The organism is Ralstonia mojiangensis, from assembly GCF_023955645.1.
Taxonomy (GTDB): Bacteria; Pseudomonadota; Gammaproteobacteria; order Burkholderiales; family Burkholderiaceae; genus Ralstonia; species Ralstonia mojiangensis.
Genome location: NZ_JAMXHU010000001.1, coordinates 700453 through 719693, shown reverse-complemented (window position 1 = coordinate 719693; position 19241 = coordinate 700453). Strand labels below are relative to the sequence as shown.

At 62.6% G+C, this 19241-nt stretch carries 21 protein-coding genes and 2 tRNA genes; 13 read left to right on the top strand and 10 right to left on the bottom strand.

What is annotated here, in order from left to right:
- Nucleotides 1-12: 12 nt before the first annotated feature.
- Nucleotides 13-846 (top strand): DMT family transporter, encoded by an 834-nt coding sequence (locus NG898_RS03340; protein WP_252691065.1) that lies wholly within the window; start codon nt 13-15, stop codon nt 844-846.
- Nucleotides 847-854: 8 nt separating this feature from the next.
- On the opposite strand, the gene greB is transcribed toward NG898_RS03340, so the two are convergent.
- The gene (greB, locus tag NG898_RS03335; protein WP_024975233.1) at nt 855-1418 is read right to left on the bottom strand and encodes a transcription elongation factor GreB; all 564 of its coding nucleotides are present in this window, start codon (nt 1416-1418) and stop codon (nt 855-857) included.
- Between the two features lie 115 nt (nt 1419-1533).
- On the opposite strand from greB, the gene NG898_RS03330 reads away from it, so the two are divergent.
- Nucleotides 1534-1610, top strand: a tRNA-Arg gene (locus NG898_RS03330).
- 171 nt (nt 1611-1781) lie between these two features.
- Here NG898_RS03330 and NG898_RS03325 read toward each other — a convergent pair.
- Nucleotides 1782-4202, bottom strand: coding sequence for a RelA/SpoT family protein (locus tag NG898_RS03325; RefSeq protein ID WP_252691064.1), 2421 nt, complete (start codon nt 4200-4202; stop codon nt 1782-1784).
- On the opposite strand from NG898_RS03325, the gene NG898_RS03320 reads away from it, so the two are divergent.
- Nucleotides 4201-4416 (top strand): hypothetical protein, encoded by a 216-nt coding sequence (locus NG898_RS03320; RefSeq protein WP_252691063.1) that lies wholly within the window; start codon nt 4201-4203, stop codon nt 4414-4416. The two genes, NG898_RS03325 and NG898_RS03320, sit on opposite strands and share 2 nt — an antisense overlap.
- A 47-nt stretch (nt 4417-4463) precedes the next feature.
- On the opposite strand, the gene rpoZ is transcribed toward NG898_RS03320, so the two are convergent.
- The 3 genes from rpoZ to NG898_RS03305 form a co-directional block, all read right to left on the bottom strand.
- Nucleotides 4464-4667: a DNA-directed RNA polymerase subunit omega gene (gene rpoZ / locus NG898_RS03315; protein ID WP_004630929.1), complete on the bottom strand. Its 204-nt coding sequence runs from the start codon at nt 4665-4667 to the stop codon at nt 4464-4466.
- A 136-nt stretch (nt 4668-4803) separates the two neighbouring features.
- A complete protein-coding gene (gmk, locus tag NG898_RS03310; RefSeq protein ID WP_024975230.1) occupies nt 4804-5469 on the bottom strand; it encodes a guanylate kinase in 666 nt (221 codons plus the stop codon).
- A gap of 22 nt (nt 5470-5491) precedes the next feature.
- Nucleotides 5492-6427 (bottom strand): YicC/YloC family endoribonuclease, encoded by a 936-nt coding sequence (locus tag NG898_RS03305; RefSeq protein WP_252691062.1) that lies wholly within the window; start codon nt 6425-6427, stop codon nt 5492-5494.
- 151 nt (nt 6428-6578) lie between these two features.
- On the opposite strand from NG898_RS03305, the gene NG898_RS03300 reads away from it, so the two are divergent.
- From NG898_RS03300 to NG898_RS03275, 6 genes are all read left to right on the top strand, one after another.
- Nucleotides 6579-7604 carry a serine/threonine-protein kinase gene (locus tag NG898_RS03300; RefSeq protein WP_004630936.1) on the top strand — a complete coding sequence of 342 codons (1026 nt, stop codon included), beginning with the start codon at nt 6579-6581 and terminating at the stop codon, nt 7602-7604.
- Nucleotides 7605-7710: 106 nt separating this feature from the next.
- Nucleotides 7711-8625 carry a PP2C family protein-serine/threonine phosphatase gene (locus tag NG898_RS03295; protein ID WP_092969438.1) on the top strand — a complete coding sequence of 305 codons (915 nt, stop codon included), beginning with the start codon at nt 7711-7713 and terminating at the stop codon, nt 8623-8625.
- A gap of 94 nt (nt 8626-8719) precedes the next feature.
- Nucleotides 8720-9436 (top strand): ribonuclease PH, encoded by a 717-nt coding sequence (gene rph, locus NG898_RS03290; protein ID WP_252691061.1) that lies wholly within the window; start codon nt 8720-8722, stop codon nt 9434-9436.
- 11 nt (nt 9437-9447) lie between these two features.
- Complete coding sequence (rdgB, locus tag NG898_RS03285) at nt 9448-10053, top strand: RdgB/HAM1 family non-canonical purine NTP pyrophosphatase (RefSeq protein WP_252691060.1); 606 nt, start codon at nt 9448-9450, stop codon at nt 10051-10053.
- A gap of 7 nt (nt 10054-10060) precedes the next feature.
- The gene (hemW, locus tag NG898_RS03280) at nt 10061-11329 is read left to right on the top strand and encodes a radical SAM family heme chaperone HemW (RefSeq protein WP_252691059.1); all 1269 of its coding nucleotides are present in this window, start codon (nt 10061-10063) and stop codon (nt 11327-11329) included.
- Between the two features lie 74 nt (nt 11330-11403).
- A tRNA-Ser gene (locus NG898_RS03275) sits at nt 11404-11493 on the top strand.
- Nucleotides 11494-11612: 119 nt separating this feature from the next.
- On the opposite strand, the gene NG898_RS03270 is transcribed toward NG898_RS03275, so the two are convergent.
- On the bottom strand, nt 11613-11930 hold the full coding sequence (locus NG898_RS03270) for a hypothetical protein (RefSeq protein WP_252691058.1): 318 nt from the start codon (nt 11928-11930) through the stop codon (nt 11613-11615).
- Nucleotides 11931-12737: 807 nt separating this feature from the next.
- On the opposite strand from NG898_RS03270, the gene NG898_RS03265 reads away from it, so the two are divergent.
- From NG898_RS03265 to NG898_RS03250, 4 genes are all read left to right on the top strand, one after another.
- Nucleotides 12738-13322 carry a LuxR family transcriptional regulator gene (locus NG898_RS03265; RefSeq protein ID WP_252691057.1) on the top strand — a complete coding sequence of 195 codons (585 nt, stop codon included), beginning with the start codon at nt 12738-12740 and terminating at the stop codon, nt 13320-13322.
- A gap of 520 nt (nt 13323-13842) precedes the next feature.
- On the top strand, nt 13843-14040 hold the full coding sequence (locus tag NG898_RS03260) for a hypothetical protein (protein WP_252691056.1): 198 nt from the start codon (nt 13843-13845) through the stop codon (nt 14038-14040).
- Between the two features lie 35 nt (nt 14041-14075).
- Nucleotides 14076-14708, top strand: a complete 633-nt coding sequence (locus NG898_RS03255; RefSeq protein ID WP_252691055.1) for a DUF2968 domain-containing protein — start codon at nt 14076-14078, stop codon at nt 14706-14708.
- 381 nt (nt 14709-15089) lie between these two features.
- A complete protein-coding gene (locus NG898_RS03250) occupies nt 15090-15623 on the top strand; it encodes a ribonuclease E (RefSeq protein WP_252691054.1) in 534 nt (177 codons plus the stop codon).
- A gap of 25 nt (nt 15624-15648) precedes the next feature.
- Here NG898_RS03250 and pcp read toward each other — a convergent pair whose 3' ends face one another.
- The 4 genes from pcp to NG898_RS03230 all read right to left on the bottom strand — a co-directional run bounded on the left by pcp (nt 15649) and on the right by NG898_RS03230 (nt 19226).
- Nucleotides 15649-16296 (bottom strand): pyroglutamyl-peptidase I, encoded by a 648-nt coding sequence (gene pcp, locus NG898_RS03245; protein ID WP_092969417.1) that lies wholly within the window; start codon nt 16294-16296, stop codon nt 15649-15651.
- A 78-nt stretch (nt 16297-16374) separates the two neighbouring features.
- The gene (locus NG898_RS03240) at nt 16375-17400 is read right to left on the bottom strand and encodes a TRAP transporter substrate-binding protein (RefSeq protein WP_252691053.1); all 1026 of its coding nucleotides are present in this window, start codon (nt 17398-17400) and stop codon (nt 16375-16377) included.
- A gap of 140 nt (nt 17401-17540) precedes the next feature.
- Nucleotides 17541-18497, bottom strand: a complete 957-nt coding sequence (locus tag NG898_RS03235) for a DUF979 domain-containing protein (protein ID WP_252691052.1) — start codon at nt 18495-18497, stop codon at nt 17541-17543.
- Between the two features lie 3 nt (nt 18498-18500).
- On the bottom strand, nt 18501-19226 hold the full coding sequence (locus tag NG898_RS03230) for a DUF969 domain-containing protein (RefSeq protein ID WP_252691051.1): 726 nt from the start codon (nt 19224-19226) through the stop codon (nt 18501-18503).
- Between the last annotated feature and the right edge of the window lie 15 nt (nt 19227-19241).

Genomic DNA, 19241 nt, shown 5'->3' with positions numbered 1-19241 from the left:
CACATCGTCACCGTGACCCCCGCCGTCATCGCCTTGGTTCTCTGCGCCGCCCTGCTCCATGCCTCATGGAATGCGTTGCTGAAAAGCGGCTCCGATCGCCTGCGCGCCATCACGTTGATGACGCTGGCCTCAGGCGCGGCAGCAATACCGATGGCGATTGCATTGCCGTTGCCCGCGCCGGCCGCTTGGCCGTATGTGGCGCTGTCCGCGGTGCTGCACGTCGGCTACAACGTATTCCTCGCGCGCGCGTATCGGTTTGGCGAGTTCGGGCAGGTGTATCCGATTGCGCGCGGATCATCGCCGCTGCTGGTAACGATGGGCGCCGCGCTGTTTGCGGGCGAAATGCCGGGTGTGATTGCGCTGGCGGGCGTGGTGCTGGTGAGCGGCGGCATCCTCAGCTTGGCGCGGGGCCGCAAGGCCGACCTTGGTTCGACGCTGGCGGCACTCACCACGGGCGTATTCATCGCGTGCTACACGGTGTGCGATGGTATCGGCGCGCGTGCGGCAGGCAATGCAAATGCATACTCGGCATGGCTGTTCATGCTCGACGGCTTGCCGATGGTGCTGCTCTATCGCGCGTGGAAAGGCCCGCTGAACATCGACCTGCGCGACGCCAACACGCTCAAGACGTTTGGCGGCGGCGTGGTCTCGCTCATCGCCTACGGCATCGTCATCTGGGCTGTGACGCTCGCGCCGATGGGGCCCGTCTCAGCCCTGCGCGAAACGTCGGTGGTGTTTGCCGCGCTGCTAGGCCGACTGTTCCTGAAGGAGTCACTCACAGCGCGGCGCCTGTCGGCCTGCTCAGTGATCGCCTTCGGTGCTTACTGTCTGGGGCACCCGGCCTGAGTCCACACTCAAGCTGCGCGCGGCGGATATTTGACTTCGAGGATATCGATCTGCTCGACGCCCGTCGGCGTGCGCAGGGGCACAGTGTCCCCCTCGCGCGCCTTGATGAGCGCACGCGCAATCGGCGAGATCCAGCTCACGTGCCCGATGTCCAGATCGACCTCATCCATGCCGACGATGGTGACGGTAGTCTCATCACCACGCTGGTTGACGTAGGTGACTGTCGCACCAAAGAAGATCTGATCGTTGTCGCCCTGCAAGCTGGCGTCGACCACCTCGGCCTTCTCGATACGGCGCGTGAGAAAGCGGATGCGGCGATCGATCTCGCGCAGGCGCTTCTTGCCGTAAAGGTAGTCGCCGTTTTCAGAGCGATCGCCATTGGATGCGGCCCACGACACGATGCCGACCACCTCAGGCCGCTCGGTGTCGATGAGGTGCATCAGCTCAGTGCGCAAGCGCTCGTAGCCCGCTGGCGTGATGTAGTTCTTGGAACCCGGCGGCAAGGGCGCAGCGCCCTCGGGCAGGTCGTCTTCGTCATCGCCGGAATCTTCCCGGACGAAAGCCTTGTTCATGATGGAAGCCACGGTGGATCAAGGCTCCATTATAGAAAGTTGGTCCCTCTCGAAGAAAAAGTGAAGAAGGGGGTTCACAAGACGAAAAATCTCTGTATAATCTCATTTCTCGGTTGCGGCTGTAGCTCAGTTGGATAGAGTACTTGGCTACGAACCAAGGGGTCGTGGGTTCGAATCCTGCCAGCCGCGCCAACCTAATACGAGAACGAAAAGGGCTTCCAGAAATGGAAGCCCTTTTCTTTTGTCCGTGCCGAACTCGCATGCAGCGCTGCGTCAAAGCGCTCTAGTGTGTGCGCGGCAAGCGGACCACAAACAAAAAAGGCGAAGCCCTCTGGCCTCGCCTTTTTGTTTTTGCGTGGAGCATCAATCTCCGCCGCGATCTCGCGCAATGCGAATCACATCCGGGTTGCGCCGCAGCGCGCGCATCACATCGGCCAAGTGCACGCGGTCGTGCACTTGGATCAGGAACGTCATATACGTCGCCTCCTGATCGCCCTCCTGCTCCATCGATACGTGGGCCACGTTGGCGTCAGCCGAAGTCAAATCCGCTGCTACGCGCGCAAGAATGCCCTTCGTATTGCGCACCAGCACCTTGATCGACACGTCGAACGCACGCGTCGTATGTTCAGCCCACATGACGTCAATCCAGTGCTCCGGATCCTTGCCATGCAGGCGCTTGGCCACGCGGCATTCCTGCACGTGGATCTGCAAGCCTTCGCCCTTGCCGATATAGCCGACGATCGGGTCACCGGGAATGGGGCGGCAGCATGACGAGAACACCATCGCCATGCCTTCGTCGCCGCTGACGGTGACGGCGGGCGCTTCTTCGCCAGCAAAGGTGTGTACGGCCGCCATCAACGCCTCGTCGCCGTCGTGGCCACCTTCCTGCAGAAGGATTTCGAGGCGGCGCGCAACCACGGCGGCCACTCGCCGGCCGAGTGCGAGATCCGCGAAGACGTCTTCACGCGCCTTGTTGCCTGTCCATTGCACGATGCGTTCCCACACCTGGGCAGACACGGCCTTCATGTCGATGCCGATCTGACGCAGCGCCTGCTCGAGCAAACGCTCGCCAAGTTGGATCGCCTCATCCAGCTTGGCCGTCTTGAGGAAATGTCGGATCGCCGCACGCGCCTTGCCGGTGCGTACGAAGGTGAGCCACGCCGGGTTCGGCTTCGAATACGGCGCCGTCACCACCTCGACGATATCGCCGTTCTTCAGCTCCGTGCGCAGCGGCAGCAGCTCGTTGTTGATCTTGACCGCCACGCACTGGTTGCCCAGGTCACTGTGCACCGCGTAGGCGAAGTCCAGCGCCGTGGCGCCGCGCGGCAGAGCACGGATCTCGCCCTTGGGCGTGAACACGTAGACGGCATCCGGAAACAGATCGATCTTGACGTGCTCAAGAAACTCCTGCGAATCCCCCGTCTGGCTTTGAATATCGAGCAGCGATTGCAGCCACTGATGCGCTTGTTGCTGCGCGCGATCGGGCTCGTCGTGGTGCTGCTTGTACATCCAGTGCGCGGCCACGCCGGCTTCCGCAATCTGGTTCATCTCGCGCGTGCGGATCTGGAACTCGACCGGTGTGCCGAACGGGCCCACCAGCGTCGTGTGCAGCGACTGATAACCGTTGATCTTGGGGATGGCGATGTAATCCTTGAACTTACCGGGCATCGGCTTGTACAAGCTGTGCAGCGCACCCATCGTCATGTAGCACTGCATCTGCGTGTCGACCACCACACGGAAGCCATACACATCCAGCACCTGCGAGAACGACAACTGCTTGTCGTGCATCTTGCGGTAGATGCTGTACAGCGTTTTTTCCCGGCCGGTCATCTCGGCCGGGATGCCCGCATCGGTCAGCGCACGCTGGGCCGTTTCAAGAATGCGGCTCACGACCTCGCGTCGATTACCGCGCGCGGCCTTCACCGCCTTCTCAAGCGTAGCGTACCGGAACGGTGAGCCGATGCGGAAGCTCAGCTCCTGCAGCTCCCGGTATGTCGTATTCAGGCCGAGGCGGTGCGCGATCGGCGCGTAGATCTCCATCGTCTCGCCCGCAATGCGCCGGCGCTTCTCCGGCGGCACGTGGTCGAGCGTGCGCATGTTGTGCGTACGATCGGCGAGCTTGACGAGAATCACGCGCACATCGCGCGCCATCGCGAGCAGCATCTTGCGGAAGCTCTCCGCCTGCGCCTGCTCGCGGCTCTGGAATTCGAGCTTGTCCAACTTGGTCAGGCCGTCGACCAGTTCTGCGACTTTGGGGCCGAACTTCTCGGCCAGCTCGCTCTTTGTCACGCCCTGGTCTTCGATCACGTCATGCAGCAGCGCCGCCATGATCGACTGCACATCCAGCTTCCAGCCTGCGCAGATCTCTGCCACGGCCACGGGATGCGTGATGTAAGGCTCGCCGCTCTGGCGGTACTGCCCGAGGTGCGCCTCATCGGAGAAGTGGAACGCTTCCTTCACCAGCTTGAGATCAGCCGGCTTCAGATACGAGAGCTTTTCGGTCAGCCCCGAAATGGAAACGACCTGCTGGCGAGGCGGTGCCGCGGGCTGCGAGGTCGGACCAAACAGATGCCGATAGGTCTGCTCCAACACCGCATCGATAAAGAGCGTGTCGGCACCCTCGGGCATCGCTGTCTGCTCGGGCGCGTCGGCGCTTGCGCCCTTGTGCGATTTTGGCGGCAGGGCTGCCCGCTCCCCTACTAGGTCGGCACCACGCGGATCAGGCAAGTTCGGCGCGCCCGTACGAGGCGACGCAGGGCCGGAGCCGGAAGCGGAGGACGGCATGGAAACGATGGAAACGGTGGAAGACCCAGAAGGACCCGTGGAGACGCCCGGCGCAGAACCGGACGACCTCGCGGACGATTCCACCGACGGCACGTTGTTGCCGTGCGTGGCGGAATGTTGGGTCCTGGGCGAAGAAGCGGGCGAGGTAGGCATGCCGGGGTCTAGTGCGTTCGCGGCTTTCAAATCCATGAAAGATCGCCAGAACGATCAATGACCGAGGCAGCGTACCACGCCAGGTAATGCCAGGTAACGCGCCTCAGCTCAGGACGGAACCTTCTTGAGCATCTCGATACCGACCTGGCCCGATGCGATTTCGCGCAATGCGGTCACGGTCGGCTTGTCCTTGGCATCGACCTTGGGCGTGTGGCCCTGCACCAACTGACGGGCGCGGTACGTTGCGGCCAATGCCAGTTCGAAGCGATTCGGAATCTGTTTCAAGCAATCTTCGACGGTAATACGCGCCATGAAAACTCCACCTGGTGGCAAATCTTGTTGATCTCGATATTTTAGCAGCAGCGCAGCACTCACTTCGGACAACACTGGGGCACAGGCGCTACCACACTTTCGCAATCGCGCTGAAAAACGCGAATGCGCTGCTTGCTCAATGAATGCCCAGCTCGACGAACAGCTCGCCGTGGCGCGCCTTTTGAGCACCGAAGCGCAGACGCGTTGCCTGCACCACGGTGCGCAGCTCGGCCAATGCGGTATCGAACACTTCGTTGATGATCACGTAGTCGGCTTCGGGTGCGTGCGCCATCTCGGAGCCGGCCGCGAGGAGGCGACGCACGATCACGTTGGGCTCGTCCTGGCCGCGCTTCTTCAGGCGCTCTTCCAGCGCTGTGAGCGATGGCGGCAGGATGAAGATTTCGACAGCATTGGAAAAACGCTGGTGCACCTGCTGAGCGCCCTGCCAGTCGATCTCGAGCAGCACGTCGGTGCCGGCACGCATCTGCTCTTCGATCCACACGCGTGAAGTGGCGTAGTAATTGCCGTGCACCTCGGCCCATTCGAGAAACTCGCCGCGATCACGGCAAGCCTTGAACTCCTCGACGGTCATGAAGTTGTATTCACGGCCGTGCTGCTCGCCCGGACGCGGCTTGCGCGTGGTGGCGGAGACCGACAGGCGGATCGAGGAATCCTGCGCCAGCAGCGCATTCACCAGCGTCGACTTACCGGCGCCGGACGGTGCCACGACCATGAACAGGCTGCCCGGAAAATGATTCTCGATGGGCGTATCGACGGCAGAGTGCGCTTGAGAGGATGGCATGTTCTAGTTCTATGGTTTCGAGTTATTCGAGGTTCTGGACCTGTTCGCGCATCTGCTCGATGAGCAGCTTGAGTTCCATCGATGCATCCGCCAACTCCTTGGCGGCCGCCTTGGAGCCGAGCGTATTCGCCTCGCGGTTCAGCTCTTGCATCATGAAGTCCAGGCGCTTGCCGATCTGGCCGCCCTTCTCCAGGATGTGGCGCGTCTCGCGCAGATGTGCCTGTAGGCGCGAGAGTTCTTCTGCGATATCGATGCGGATGCCATAAACGGTGGCTTCCTGGCGAATGCGCTCGGACAGTTCGTCGCGCGTCAATGCCGGCGTGCCTTCCGGCGCAGCCAGGCCAAACGCCTCGCGCAGGCGCTCGGTCAGCTTGTCCTGATGCTGCTGGATCAGGACCGGCACCATCGGCGTGAGTTTGTCGACGATGGCGAGCATTGCGTCAGCACGGTCAAGCAGCACGGCCTTGAGCGCATCGCCTTCGCGGCGACGTGATTCCAGAAGTTGCGTGAGCGCCTCTTTGGCAGCCTCGATCACGGCATCGCGCAGCGCGTCCTGTGTCAGTTGTGGCTCGGCCAGGACGCCGGGCCAGCGCAGGATTTCGCCCATGCGCAGCGAACCCGATGCCGGCAGGTGGCGCGTGACCGCCTGCTCCAGCTTGGCGAGTTGTTGCAGCAGGTCCACATTGAGCGCCGCAACATCGCTGGCGGCTTCCTGTCGCTGCAGGTTAATCCGGCACTCCAGCTTGCCGCGCGACAGTGCGCTCATCAGCATTTCGCGCAGGGCCGGCTCGAAGGCGCGGCACTCTTCCGGCGCCCGGAACAGTAGATCGAGAAAGCGCGAGTTGACGGTGCGGAATTCGACCGAGACAGTGGCGACGCTCCCGCTGGGTGCGCCATGGGCATCGGTAAAGGCTGCCTGGCGCGTCGCAACGCCGTAGCCGGTCATGCTGTAGATCATGGAGTCGTGGTGTGTTGTTCTTGATCGAATCAGGAAATCCGGCGGCGGTTATTTAACGCCCGGAATTGGCGGGGAATCCCCCACCTTTTGTCGCTTTACAACGTGTGGACTGGTCAGGGAGAATCCGACAGCCATTTCGCCACACAAACCCATGACAGAGTCAAAAGGCTCAGGACAGCCACGCAGTGCCCCGTTGCCGGTCGGCACCTTGCTGTCCAATTATCGTATTGTAAAGAAGTTGGCCAGCGGGGGGTTCAGCTTCGTCTATCTTGCGACCGACGAACATGGGACGCCGGTGGCCGTGAAGGAATACCTGCCGTCTTCGCTGGCGCGTCGTGCGCCGGGCGAATTGATTCCGGTCGTCCCCGAAGAAAGCGCGAGTGCATTCCGGCTCGGGCTCAAATACTTCTTTGAAGAAGGCCGGTCGCTGGCCAAGATTTCCCACCCTGCCATCGTGCGCGTGCTCAATTTCTTCCGGGAAAATGGCACCGTCTACATGGTGATGACGTATGAGCAGGGTAAAACGCTGCAGGAGCACATCCTCACCGCGCGTCAGCAAGGCAAGCTGAAGATGCTGCGTGAACGCTTCATTCGCCAGGTCTTCCATGACCTGATGAGCGGGCTGCGCGAAGTCCACATCCACAAGCTGCTGCACCTCGACATCAAGCCCGGCAACATCTACCTGCGCGAAGACTTTTCGCCGATCCTGCTCGACTTTGGCGCCGCGCGGCAGACGCTCACCGCCGAGGCCTCGCGCTTCCAGCCGATGTACACGCCGGGCTTTGCCGCGCCGGAGCTGTACCGCAAGCACAACGAGCTGGGCCCGTGGACGGACATCTACAGCATCGGCGCCACCATCTATGCCTGCATGGCCGGCACGCCGCCCCAGGAAGCCACGCAGCGTGAGAAAGACGACAAGCTGGAAGAAGGCCTGGAGCGCCTGCGCAAGGTCTATACGGCCAGCCTGATCGATCTGGTTGGCTGGTGCCTGAAGATGAAGCCGGAAGAGCGCCCCCAGAGCGTGTTCCGCCTGCAAAAAGTGCTGCGTGAAGAAAGCAACGCGCTGACCGAACTGCAGGCGTTGACCGCCATCACCCAGGGTGGCCCGGTGCCTGAAGAAAAAGAGGCGTTGACGACACGTTTCATGAGCCGCCTGTTGCGCCGCCGGGACAGTTGACAGCCAAGTCGCCGCCGATAGGCGGAGTATGATTTCAAAACGGTGCAACACTAGGCAGGACTTGCCGCTGCACCGCATCTCCACATCGAATACTCATCTAGCCGCAATGCGATTCTCGGTTTATCAAGAAAGCAAAAAAGGCGCGCGACGCGTCAACCAGGACCGCATGGGCTACTGCTTCACGCGCGATGCCATGCTGATGGTGCTGTGCGACGGCCTGGGCGGGCATTCCCTGGGCGAAGTTGCCGCCCAACAAGCGCTGCAGACCATGGCGCGCCAGTTCCAGCGCCACGCACGTCCGTCGATTCGCAATCCGCGTGATTTCCTGCACGAGAGCATCATGCTCGCGCACCGTGACATCCATCGCTATGCCGAGACGAACGGCCTGCCCGATGCGCCGCGCACGACCATCGTCTGCGCGCTGGCCCAGCGCGGCTCGCTGCACTGGGCGCACGCCGGCGATTCGCGCATGTACCTGATGCGCAAGGGCGAACTGGTGACGCGCACGCGCGATCACTCCAAGATCGAGAACCTGCTGCAACAGGACCGTGTGCTGCCAATGCAGGTCGCGCACCACCCGGAGCGCAACAAGATCTACAACTGCCTGGGCTCGCCCAATCTGCCGCTGATCGATATCGGCGGACCGGTCAACCTGGAGCCGGGCGACGTTGCCATGCTGTGCTCCGACGGCCTGTGGGGCAGTGTGCAGGAAGACGAGCTGGTCGACACCTGCACCAGTTTCTCGGTCACGCAGGCGATTCCTGAACTGATTGCCCGCGCGCTGCGCAATGCCGGCGACACCGCCGACAACACCACCGCCATCTCCATGATGTGGGAGCTGGACGCGGTGACCACCACGCAGGATTCGGTGCAGACTGACACCCTCCCCCTGAACGCCTTCACCACGTCCATCTTGGACGCACCGCAAAGCGAATCGGGGCTGATGTCGGAAGAGGAAATCGAGCGTTCCATCGCTGAAATCCGCGCCGCTATCGACAAGACAAGCAATCTGACGCGCTAAACGCCGTCACACCGTCTCCATCCGGCCCGCCCTGCTAAGCGCAGCGCGGGCCGGTATCATGTCGGGCTATCCGTTTTCTTCAGCGAGACCCCACATGCGACCCAGCGGCCGCCAGCCCGACCAACTCCGCCCCGTCACCCTCACCCGCAACTTCACGCGCCACGCCGAAGGCTCGGTGCTGGTGTGCTTTGGCGACACGCAAGTGCTCTGCACGGCCAGCGTGCTGCCCAAGGTGCCGCCTCACAAGAAAGGCAGCGGCGAGGGCTGGGTGACCGCCGAATACGGCATGCTGCCGCGCTCGACACACACGCGCTCCGACCGCGAGGCGGCGCGCGGCAAGCAGACCGGCCGCACGCAGGAGATCCAGCGCCTGATCGGCCGCGCAATGCGCTCGGTGTTCGATCTGCGCGCGCTGGGCGAGCACACGCTGCATCTCGACTGCGACGTGCTGCAGGCCGACGGCGGCACACGCACGGCCAGCATTACCGGCGCGTTCGTCGCGGCATATGACGCTGTCTCTGTCATGCGCGAGAAGGGCCAACTGGTGGGCAACCCGGTCCGCGACTTCGTGGCTGCCGTATCGGTGGGCGTGGTGGATGGCGTACCGGTGCTCGACCTCGACTACCCCGAAGACTCCGCCTGCGATACCGACATGAACGTCGTCATGACGGGCAGCGGCGGCTTTGTGGAAGTGCAAGGCACGGCGGAAGGCACGCCGTTCTCGCGCGCCGAAATGGATGCACTGCTGAACCTGGCCGACCAAGGCATCCGCACGCTGATCGGCCTGCAGAAACAAGCGCTGGGCCTGTGATCGGCATTGCTATGCGCAAGATCGTTCTCGCATCGAACAACGCCGGCAAGCTGGCCGAGTTCAACGCGTTGCTGGGCACCCTCGGGTTCGACGTGACGCCGCAAGGCGAGCTCGGCATTCCCGAGGCGGAAGAGCCCTATGCGACGTTCGTTGAAAATGCGCTCACCAAGGCACGCCATGCGAGCCGCGCGTCCGGCCTCCCTGCGCTGGCAGACGACTCCGGCATCTGCGTGCATGCGTTGGGCGGCGCGCCGGGCGTATATTCCGCGCGCTATGCGCAACTGGTGGGTGAGTCGAAATCGGATGCCGCCAACAACGCCCGCCTCGTCCGCGAACTGGCCGGCAAGGCCGATCGCGGCGCACACTATGTTTGCGTGCTCGTCTACGTGCGCCATGCCGATGACCCGCAGCCGATCATTGCCGAAGGCAACTGGTTTGGCGAGGTGATCGACACACCGCGCGGCGACGGCGGCTTCGGTTACGACCCACACTTCCTGCTACCTGGTCTCGGCAAAACCGCCGCCGAGCTGACCAAAGCCGAGAAGAACAGCGTGAGCCATCGTGCACAAGCCCTTGCGCAGCTCGTCGAACGGCTGCGCACCTTTGAAAAAGCCTGAAGTTTCGATGATCCCGATTCACCCCGCCGGCGCAGCCAAGACGCCTTCCGCGACCGCCGCTGAGACCGGTGACAAGGTCACCTCCGTCTTCCTGCAGCCGGGCAAGATCAGCCTGCCCGCCTCGCCGCCGCTGTCCTTGTACGTGCACGTGCCGTGGTGCGTGCGCAAGTGCCCGTACTGCGATTTCAACTCGCATGCGGAGCCGGAACAGGGCATCCCGGAAGAGCGCTTTCTCGCTGCCGTGCGGCAAGATTTGGAAGCTGCGCTGCCGATGGTGTGGGGCCGGCATGTGCATACGATCTTCATCGGGGGCGGCACGCCCAGTTTGTTATCGGCGCAAGGGCTGGACCGCCTGCTGTCGGACATCCGCATGCTGCTGCCGGTCGACGCCGATGCCGAGATCACGATGGAAGCCAACCCGGGCACGTTTGAGGCAGAACGCTTCCGCAGCTACCGCGCCAGCGGCGTGAACCGCCTGTCGATTGGCATCCAAAGCTTCAACGACGTGCACCTGCAGGCGCTTGGCCGCATCCACAGTGCCGCCGAAGCGCGCGCCGCGATCGACATCGCCCGCGCGCATTTCGACAACATCAACCTCGACCTGATGTTCGCCCTGCCGGGCCAGACACTCGCCGAATGCGAGGCTGATGTGGAGGCCGCGTTGTCGTGCGATACGAACCATGTGTCGCTGTACCACCTGACACTGGAGCCGAACACGTACTTCGCCAAGTACCCGCCCGCGCTGCCGGATGACGACGCCGCATTTGCGATGCAGGACTGGATTCACGCGCGGCTGGCAGCAGCAGGCTACGAGCACTACGAGGTATCGGCGTATGCCAAGGCGGGCAAGCGCTGCAAGCACAACCTGAACTACTGGCAATTCGGCGATTACCTGGGCATCGGGCCAGGCGCGCACGGCAAGCTGAGCTTTCCGCACCGGGTTATCCGCGAGATGCGGCACAAGCATCCCGACACGTATCTGCGTCAGGCCGAGACGGCCGGCGGTGCGGCGGTCATGCAGGAGCAGCGCGAAGTCGACGTCGCCGACCTGCCGTTCGAATTCATGCTCAATGCGCTGCGTCTGACCGACGGTTTCCCGGTCACGCTGTTCCAGGAGCGCACCGGCCTGCCGCTGCGCTCCATTGAGCGACAACTCGACGCCGCCGAGCAGCGCGGCCTGCTGACGCGCGACCATGTCGCCATCCGGCCCACCGAGCTGGGTCAGCGATTCCTCAACGATTTGCAGGAATTGTTCTTGGCCGACGACGAAAACTGACGGTAACCGGTGCCAAAGTGCGCCATGTGCCGTTACAATGGCGCCCTTGCTCGCAACGAGCAGCGCAGCACGAAGGAAGCGTGGCCGAGTGGTTTAAGGCAGCAGTCTTGAAAACTGCCGATGGGGTGACCCATCCGTGAGTTCGAATCTCACCGCTTCCGCCAGTCCTTGTTCCAAGGCACTCCCAATTTCCCCCGCACTCCCTCGCCGCGTCGAATAACAACGCCGTTCTGCGGGCATTTCCGCTTTTGCCAGTTCCAGGTCTTCAACAGCGCATGCTGTGTTAGTGCCGCGCCATTGGCCAAAGCGCATCAGGATCTTCTCCAAGCGCCTTTGCAATGGCCAGCCGAACGCGCTTTGCCCCATTGCCCGCGATGGAAGAAGACAGCAATTGCGGAGTGACGTCGTCCAGGCCCAGCTTTTCTGAGAGTTCGCGCAAGGTGGCCTTGCCGAAACGCTCGTTGAGTAGGCGTTTTACGGTGGGTACGGTGCGGGGAAATTCGCGCGGATGGGGCGTGGGGCCTGCGACCGGACTTTTCGTCTTGCCCTCCTTCGGCTCTACCGGGAAATCGGCAGACTGAGGGAGAGGATTCTCGGCCATTGACCGGCCTAGGTTTGTCAAAGCTTCGGCTGCGTCTCGCCCTGTGCTGGAGCACATCGTGTCCGGCGCGACCAACACCGCGAAATAGCGTCCGCGATCTTGATACAACCTTACCTTGCAAATCAAATCCATATTATTCGGGCGCTAAATCGAAACCGGCTTATTGATTATTCCTTTCTCGAATGGAATAACTGACAGCCTCTGCTGCGCGTCGCTTCCCAAGCCAAGGACGCAAGCGCCGCCCCAAGCCCCCCCGGGCTTGGGGTTGGTCGAGCGCATGAAGACTCTTTCCCGCTCTTCAAAAAAGGTACGACTCGTTTTTATGTTGTTCCCTCACCGATCTTATTGGTGAGGGCCTGCGCATCAACGCCGAAGCAATGTCACGGAACGCCGACTCGCAAAGGCCAGGGAGAATCCGCTCACCCCGTGTCTACGAATCGGGTTTGGCCAGAGACGGCCAGACGACTTGCTGTTTTCCCCGTTACTCGCCCCGCGCTAGCCCCATGGGACCGCACAGGTGCTGAACATTCTTATTAGGCATGATGCTGACACCGCATATTGTCGGGAACGATAGCAGACGCTATTCTGACTGGCACCCTGCTAATTAGAGGTATGAACCCGCCAGCAGACGCCATTCGTGCAGGCTGCCTTTTGGTGCAGCGGGCGCGGCAAGTTGCTGGCAGCGTTGTCATGATCACAACCGTGTGCAACCGTTCGTCGCAATCTGGGATTGCGACCAAGCATCGGTAATGCGCGTGCGGCGCCTGGCCACCGGGTCTTTTGTATTGCAACTAAACGCGGCAGACCATGGAAGTCCTCAATGATGTGAGCGCGATCGCTCTGGCCAATAGTCTTCCAGATGGCGTCTTTCTGGTCGACGAGCGTGGGCGGATCCGTCACGCCAATGCAGCGTGGGAAGACATTCTCGGTTATCGGCCGTCCGAGCTGCTGGGGCAATCCATGCTCGAACTCGTGGCGCCGGACGACCGCGACAGAACGCAAAGGCAAGCGGGTCGCGTTCAGGCAGGTGGAAAATGCACCGGATTCGAGAATCGCTATCGGCACCAGCTTGGCAGCGATGTGCATTTGTCATGGTCGGCACAGTGGAGCGTCGAGCACCGATTGCGCATCGGCGTGGCCCGTAACGTCACCGCAACGAGAACGCTGGCAGAACTGAGCCCCTTGGCGCAACTGCAAGCGCGTCTGGCGCCTCACGAATCCAGGGTTTTGCAGTTGTTGTTGACTGAAGCCGCAGAAAAACAGATTGCGGAACAGCTCGGCCTTGCCATTTCAACCACGCATTCCTACATCACGAACGTCTATCGCAAGTTCGGCGTGCGTGGCCGCGCTGGGCTGATGAGCCTCTGGCTCAAAGAGATGCAAAGCCGCTGATACCCGCTCTGCATCACAGCACCGTCGCATCACCATCTGGCACAAATAGCGCGTGCCCCCTGCGCTATACTGCCGCCCGTCACGCACACAACGTGACCTCGGATTGGCGTCCGAGAATGACAAAGGCGGGCAACCGCCGACCGGCGGTTTTTTTACGCCCGTATCAAGTGCCCTTACGGTCGGGCCTTGGTGGGGGAGCGCTTGCGCTCGCCGGTTTCCTTTGTCACCGGTACGCCAACCTTGCCATGTGCCCGGCCACCCGATTGGCGTCGGGCGCCGGGTTAACCAAACCCGACAAAGGAGGTGCACTGTGCGCCAAGCGCCCGCTCGCGTTGACCAGACGCAATCCTCAGACTCAGACACGACCCCCAAGTGCAAGCACGGACTTGAATCGCTTCAACAGCAGCGTGCTGATCTTGTGGGAGCGTTGGCAGCGGCCGAAGCATCCGTAAGAACATTTCCCATTGGCTCATTGCGACAGGCCAACGCGCGGGCCCGTGTCACGCGTTTGCAGAGAGAATTGCGCCGCTTGAAAGCCGCGCTTGGCACGTCGAAGCGGCATCAGGACGTCGGCGACTTTCTGATCGAGATGTTCCGCGAGCGCGTTTCTTTCAGCGAATGGCAGTGCATCGTGGCCGAGGCGCGACGCCGCCATGATTCAAAGGCGACGGAAGGTCAAATCGGTACGCTCGCTGCGGGGCCGGGCGCACAAAGCTGATATAGTCGCGTCGCCTCCGATTTCTGAACTTTGCGATGTCTCTCGTACTCCGCCGAACCGTTCTCACGTTCGTTGCCGCAGCTTCGGTTGCGGGCGCCGGCCTCGTCCACGCGCAAGCCAGTGCGCCGCAAGCCCCTGCAGCGTCCACGGCTGCATCGGGCGGCACCGTCGCTGAACTGCAGCAGTTGCTGGCGCAGAAGCGCCTGACAGAACTGCGCACGACCTACAACGGCGACTACGGCACGAGCCTGCTGCTGGTCAACGAAGACACCACGGCCTACGTCGCGCTGTCGTATCGCAAAGAATTGTGGCGTGTGTACAAATTTGCGTCGGTCGCTCCGGCCGAAGGCGCATACGAGACGCTGGCCAGTCAGACCCGGACGTGGGCTGAAGATGATCTGCGCCGCGCCGTCACGGCGGGCCAGAAGGCACAACTGGAGCGCGAAGCCCAGGCAGCTCAGCAGCGCGCCGCATCGCTCAGCCAGGAAGTGCGCATCATGCAGGCGCAGCGCCAGAAAATGCTGACCGAACAGCAGACCATGCGTCAGGAGACGAAGGCGCTGGACATCGAGCGCCGCGCGTATCAAACCCAGGTCGAATCGCTGCAGCAGCAGATCCGCCTGCTGGAAAAGCAGCTCAACGATCCGCACTGGTCGCCGGCACCGTAAAGGTCCGCGACATTCACCTTCCTGGCCTGGCGCAAAAGCGGCAGGCCAGCGACCTCCCTGCCTTCGATGCAGCCCGCTTCGGCTTAAGAGCAATCTGATCGACCACCGTCCATCCACCGCTTAGCATGGCGCCTGCTTGCGCGGCCGGCTTTGCCTTGACGTCCGCTGCGGCCATCAGCGGAGACGGACTTGGAATCCCCCAACTTCATCATCGACGGACACCTGCGCCTACCAGGTCTGGTGCGTATGCCGCCGCCTTTCGGGCTGCCACTCGACAGCGCGCAGACCAGTGTTGACACGCAGGTAAGTGCGTCCGTCGATCCTGCCGCCAGAACGTGCGGAGTGGCCGGCACAGCCACCCGTGGGCAATGGCGTCAACGCATGACCGCGCTCGCAACTGGCGCGGCCTGCACATTGGCCGCTGCGCTGCTTGGCTGGCAGACTGGCCAGCATCGGCAGCAGGCGGTGGAGCCGGATCAGGCCATCGTGGCCGCCGTCGCCCAGCCGACCACACCGATCGTTCTGCTCGAGAACCCTCCTGCCGAGCCCGTCGCGTCAGCGCAAACCCAAGAGCCCGAGGAATCCGAAACCGTTATCGCAGCCGCAACGGCGGTCGCGCGTGCTCGCGACATGGCGTTGGACGATGCGGAAGTCATTAGGCCGGTCATTGCTGCTGCATCGCCGGTGGTGACGCAATTGCCGGCGAAATCGATCCGGACGCGCATGCCTGTGCGGGCCGTCGAGCCAGCACCGACGCACGCGTTGGAAAGGCCGGCCGTACTGCTCGACGAGGAATCTGCGTTCATCGAATTCGAGCCGGCACCGATCTACACGGCGCCAATCGCTTCAGGCTATGCGGCCCCGGGCACGCCGGTGCGCATCGAGCTGCAACGGCATACGCGCTTCACGGACTGACCAGAGCGCGTGTCGCCACGCCGGCTCAGTGCAGTTGGCCGCCCGTTTCGCGTACATCGTGCAACGTGCGCAACGTTGTTTCGATGGCGATGCGCAGACCGGTGACGATGGTGTCGTGCGCCATGCTCGGTTGCCCCGGATGCTTGGCAGCCTGCGACGGCAGATACGGGATATGGATAAAACCGCCGCGCGTCGGCAGCTTGTGACGGGCGATGGCATGCATCAACCCATAGAAGACGTGGTTGCAGACAAAGGTGCCCGCTGTCTGCGAGACGGACGCAGGAACACCACCCGCACGCAACTCACGCACGATGGTCTTGATCGGCAGCGTTGAAAAATACGCGGCCGGCCCGTCACTCGCGATGGCGATATCGATGGGCTGTTTGCCGGCGTTGTCGGCAATGCGTGCGTCGTCGACGTTGATGGCGATGCGCTCGATCGCCATCTCGGCACGGCCACCGGCCTGCCCGACGGCGATCACCACATCCGGCTTCAGCGTCTGCAGCAACTTGCCGAGCACTTTGTTGGATTCACCAAAGATGGTCGGCAACTGGCGCGCGACGATATCGGCGCCTGCGATTCCCTGCCCGTCGAGGGTGCGCACGGCTTCCCACGACGGATTGATGGGTTCGTTCTCGAACGGATCGAAACCGGTGACGAGGACGGTAGGCATGACGTTCTCCTGCGTGCTGCGTAAGACAAAAACGATGATAAACGTCCGTCGAACATCATGCCCAAGCGCGTTGCGGCGTCAGTTTGCCTTGCTGCGCTTGTTCTCGAAGTTCAACAGGATGTCGACTTCTTCCGTGCCCGCGGTGTGCAGCCATTCGCGCGTCAGACGCTCGCCCAGGCGGCGCATGTCGCCCTGCAGGGTCACGTCGGGATTGAGCACGCGCACGCCGGTCTTGGCGAGTTCGGCTTCATCGCGCTCGTAGGTCTGGCGGCTCGAATCCCAGCCGCGCGTCTCGTAATCCTTGGCGAGCTTGAGCACGGTCTGCTGCATCGCGGGCGGCAGCTTGGCGAAGCGCGCCTCGTTGATGAACACGGCGTTCTTCGGGATCCACGCATTGACCTTGTAGTAATAGGTCATGCGCTGGCCAGCCTTCGTCTCCAGACCAGTGGACGGCGAGGTGACCATCGTGTCGATCCGGCCGCCGGCAATCGCCGCGGTCAGATCGGCGGCTTCCACCTGCACGGCCTGCGCGCCATACAACTCGGCAATGCGCTTTTGCGCCGCGTTATACGTGCGCAAACGATGTCCCTTCAGGTCGGACAAACGGGCAATCGGTGTTTCGGAATACAGGTTCTGCGGCGGCCAGGGCACGGCGTACAGCAGACGCAATCCGTTGGCCTTCATCAGCGCTTCGATGTGGCTGCGCGAGGCGTCCCACAGCAGGCGCGCATCGTTGTAGCCCGATACCACGAAGGGAATCGAATCCACGCCGAACAGCGGATCGCGCTGGGCCAGTGTCGACAGCATCACTTCGCCCGCTTCGGCCTTGCCGTCTTTGACGCCGTCAAAGATGGCGGCCGGCTTGAGCAACGTGCCGTTCGGATAGACCTCGAGCTTGAGCCCGCCATTGGTGGCGCTGCTGACAGCGCTGGCAAAGGCCTGCAGGTTTTGCGTATGGAAATTGAGGGCCGGATACGGCGTGGCCACTCGGAGCGTTTCCGCGCTGGCTTGCGCGGCGGAAATCAACGACAGCGCGCTGGCTGCGAGAACACAAAAAAAGCGGCGTCCCGACATGGAACGGCCGCTCGTCATCTGGCTGCTCATGAATCCCCCCGGAGAAGAGCACGATGCGAGGTCGACACGACCACATACCCTTGTCTCTCGGGCAGCGATCGCGCTGGGTGGCGTCCACCGGCTAAGACCCGCCGGCGTGGCGCACACCGCACGCGACGCATTAAACACGATTAGTGCAGCATCAGGAAGTACAAGAGCACGATATTGGCTGTAAGCAACAGCAGCGCGGTGGGGACTTGCGCTTTGATCACAGCGTTCTTATCGGAAAGCTCCAGCAGTGCAGCCGGCACGATATTGAAGTTGGCCGCCATCGGGGTCATCAGCGTGCCGCAGTAGCCCGAGAACATGCCGATGGCCGCCATCACCGCCGGATTGCCATGGAACACGCCCACCAGGATCGGCACCCCCACCCCGCCCGTCATGACCGGGAAGGCCGCAAAGCCGTTGCCCATGATGACGGTGAACAGCGCCATGCCCACGCAATAGACGACGACCGCAACGAGGCGATAGTCCATGTTGATGTAAGCGGTAGTCAGGTGCGCCACGGCCTTGCCCACACCGGCATCGGCAAAGACGAGACCCAGCATGGCCAGCATCTGCGGCAGCACCAGGGCCCAGCCGAGCGACTCCGTCAGTCGACGCGATTCACGCATGGCTTGCACCGGCGTGTCGCGCGTCAACCAGCATGCCAGCGCGAGCGAGATGATGCAGCCCAGGCCCAGCGAGACGAAGGTCTGGTTCTTCGGATCCAGCAGCAAATCGCCGCCGATCTTGATGTCCTTCAGGAACACGCTGCCAATGACGGTGACCAGCGGAATGGTCAGCGCCGGGATGAACAGGCGGTTGCCCAGGCGCTTGGCGGATGCGCGGCGCTCTTCTGCCGGCAGTTCGCCGTGCTTGCCCAGCGTCACGCCGCCCGTCCCAGCCAGCAGTGCCATCACCACGGCACCCACGCCCACCACGATCGGCGGGAGCTTGTCGCCAACGAGGAAGATGACGGCGAAGATCGCCCAGAACAGGCCCGTGGTCCAGCGGCGCGGGTGGTTCTTGTCGGCAAAGGTCATCAGCGCGGTGATCGTCAGGATGATCCCGGCCAGCCAGTACAGATAGTTGATCGACAGAATCATGGCTTACCCCTGCTTGGCCGTGGCGGCGTTGGTGTTTGCGGCGGTGCCCATCTCACGGGCAAGCCAGCCGTCCAGGCGCTTGAGGCGCACCGAGTGGATCAGGAACGCGCAGACCGCCGTCGGGATGCCCCACACCGCGATGTGCAGCGGTTCCACGTCGATGCCCGAGCCGAGCAGGAACGTGTGCATCAGCGCGATGGCGCCGAAGGCCACGAAGATGTCTTCGCCGAAGAACAGGCCGACGTTGTCGGTGGCGGCGCAGAAAGCCAGCAGGCGTTCGCGCACCGGCGCCGGCAGCTTGCCGAAGCGGTTTTCAGCGGCGCCTTCGGCCATCGGGGCCAGCAGCGGACGCACCATCTGCGGATGCCCGCCGAGGCTCGTCAGACCTGCAGCAGCCGTCAGCTCGCGCACGGCGAGGTAGACGATCAGCAGGCGGCCCACCGTGGCCGATTGAATGCGCGAGATCCAGTTCTGCGCGTGTTCACGCAAGCCGTGACGCTCGAGCAAACCCACCACCGCGAGCGGCAGCAGGATGATCAGCGGCAACGTCCGCGTCTTGATGATGCCCGTCCCGATCGCCGTCAGGATTTGGTCGATGGACATCGATGCCGCAAAGCCGGTAGCGATGGCGGCCACAGCCACCACCAGCATCGGATTGAATCGCAGGATGAACCCCGCGATGATGACGACCACCCCGATCAGCGGCCATAGATTCACTGCCGTACCCATGTGGTGCTTCCCCCC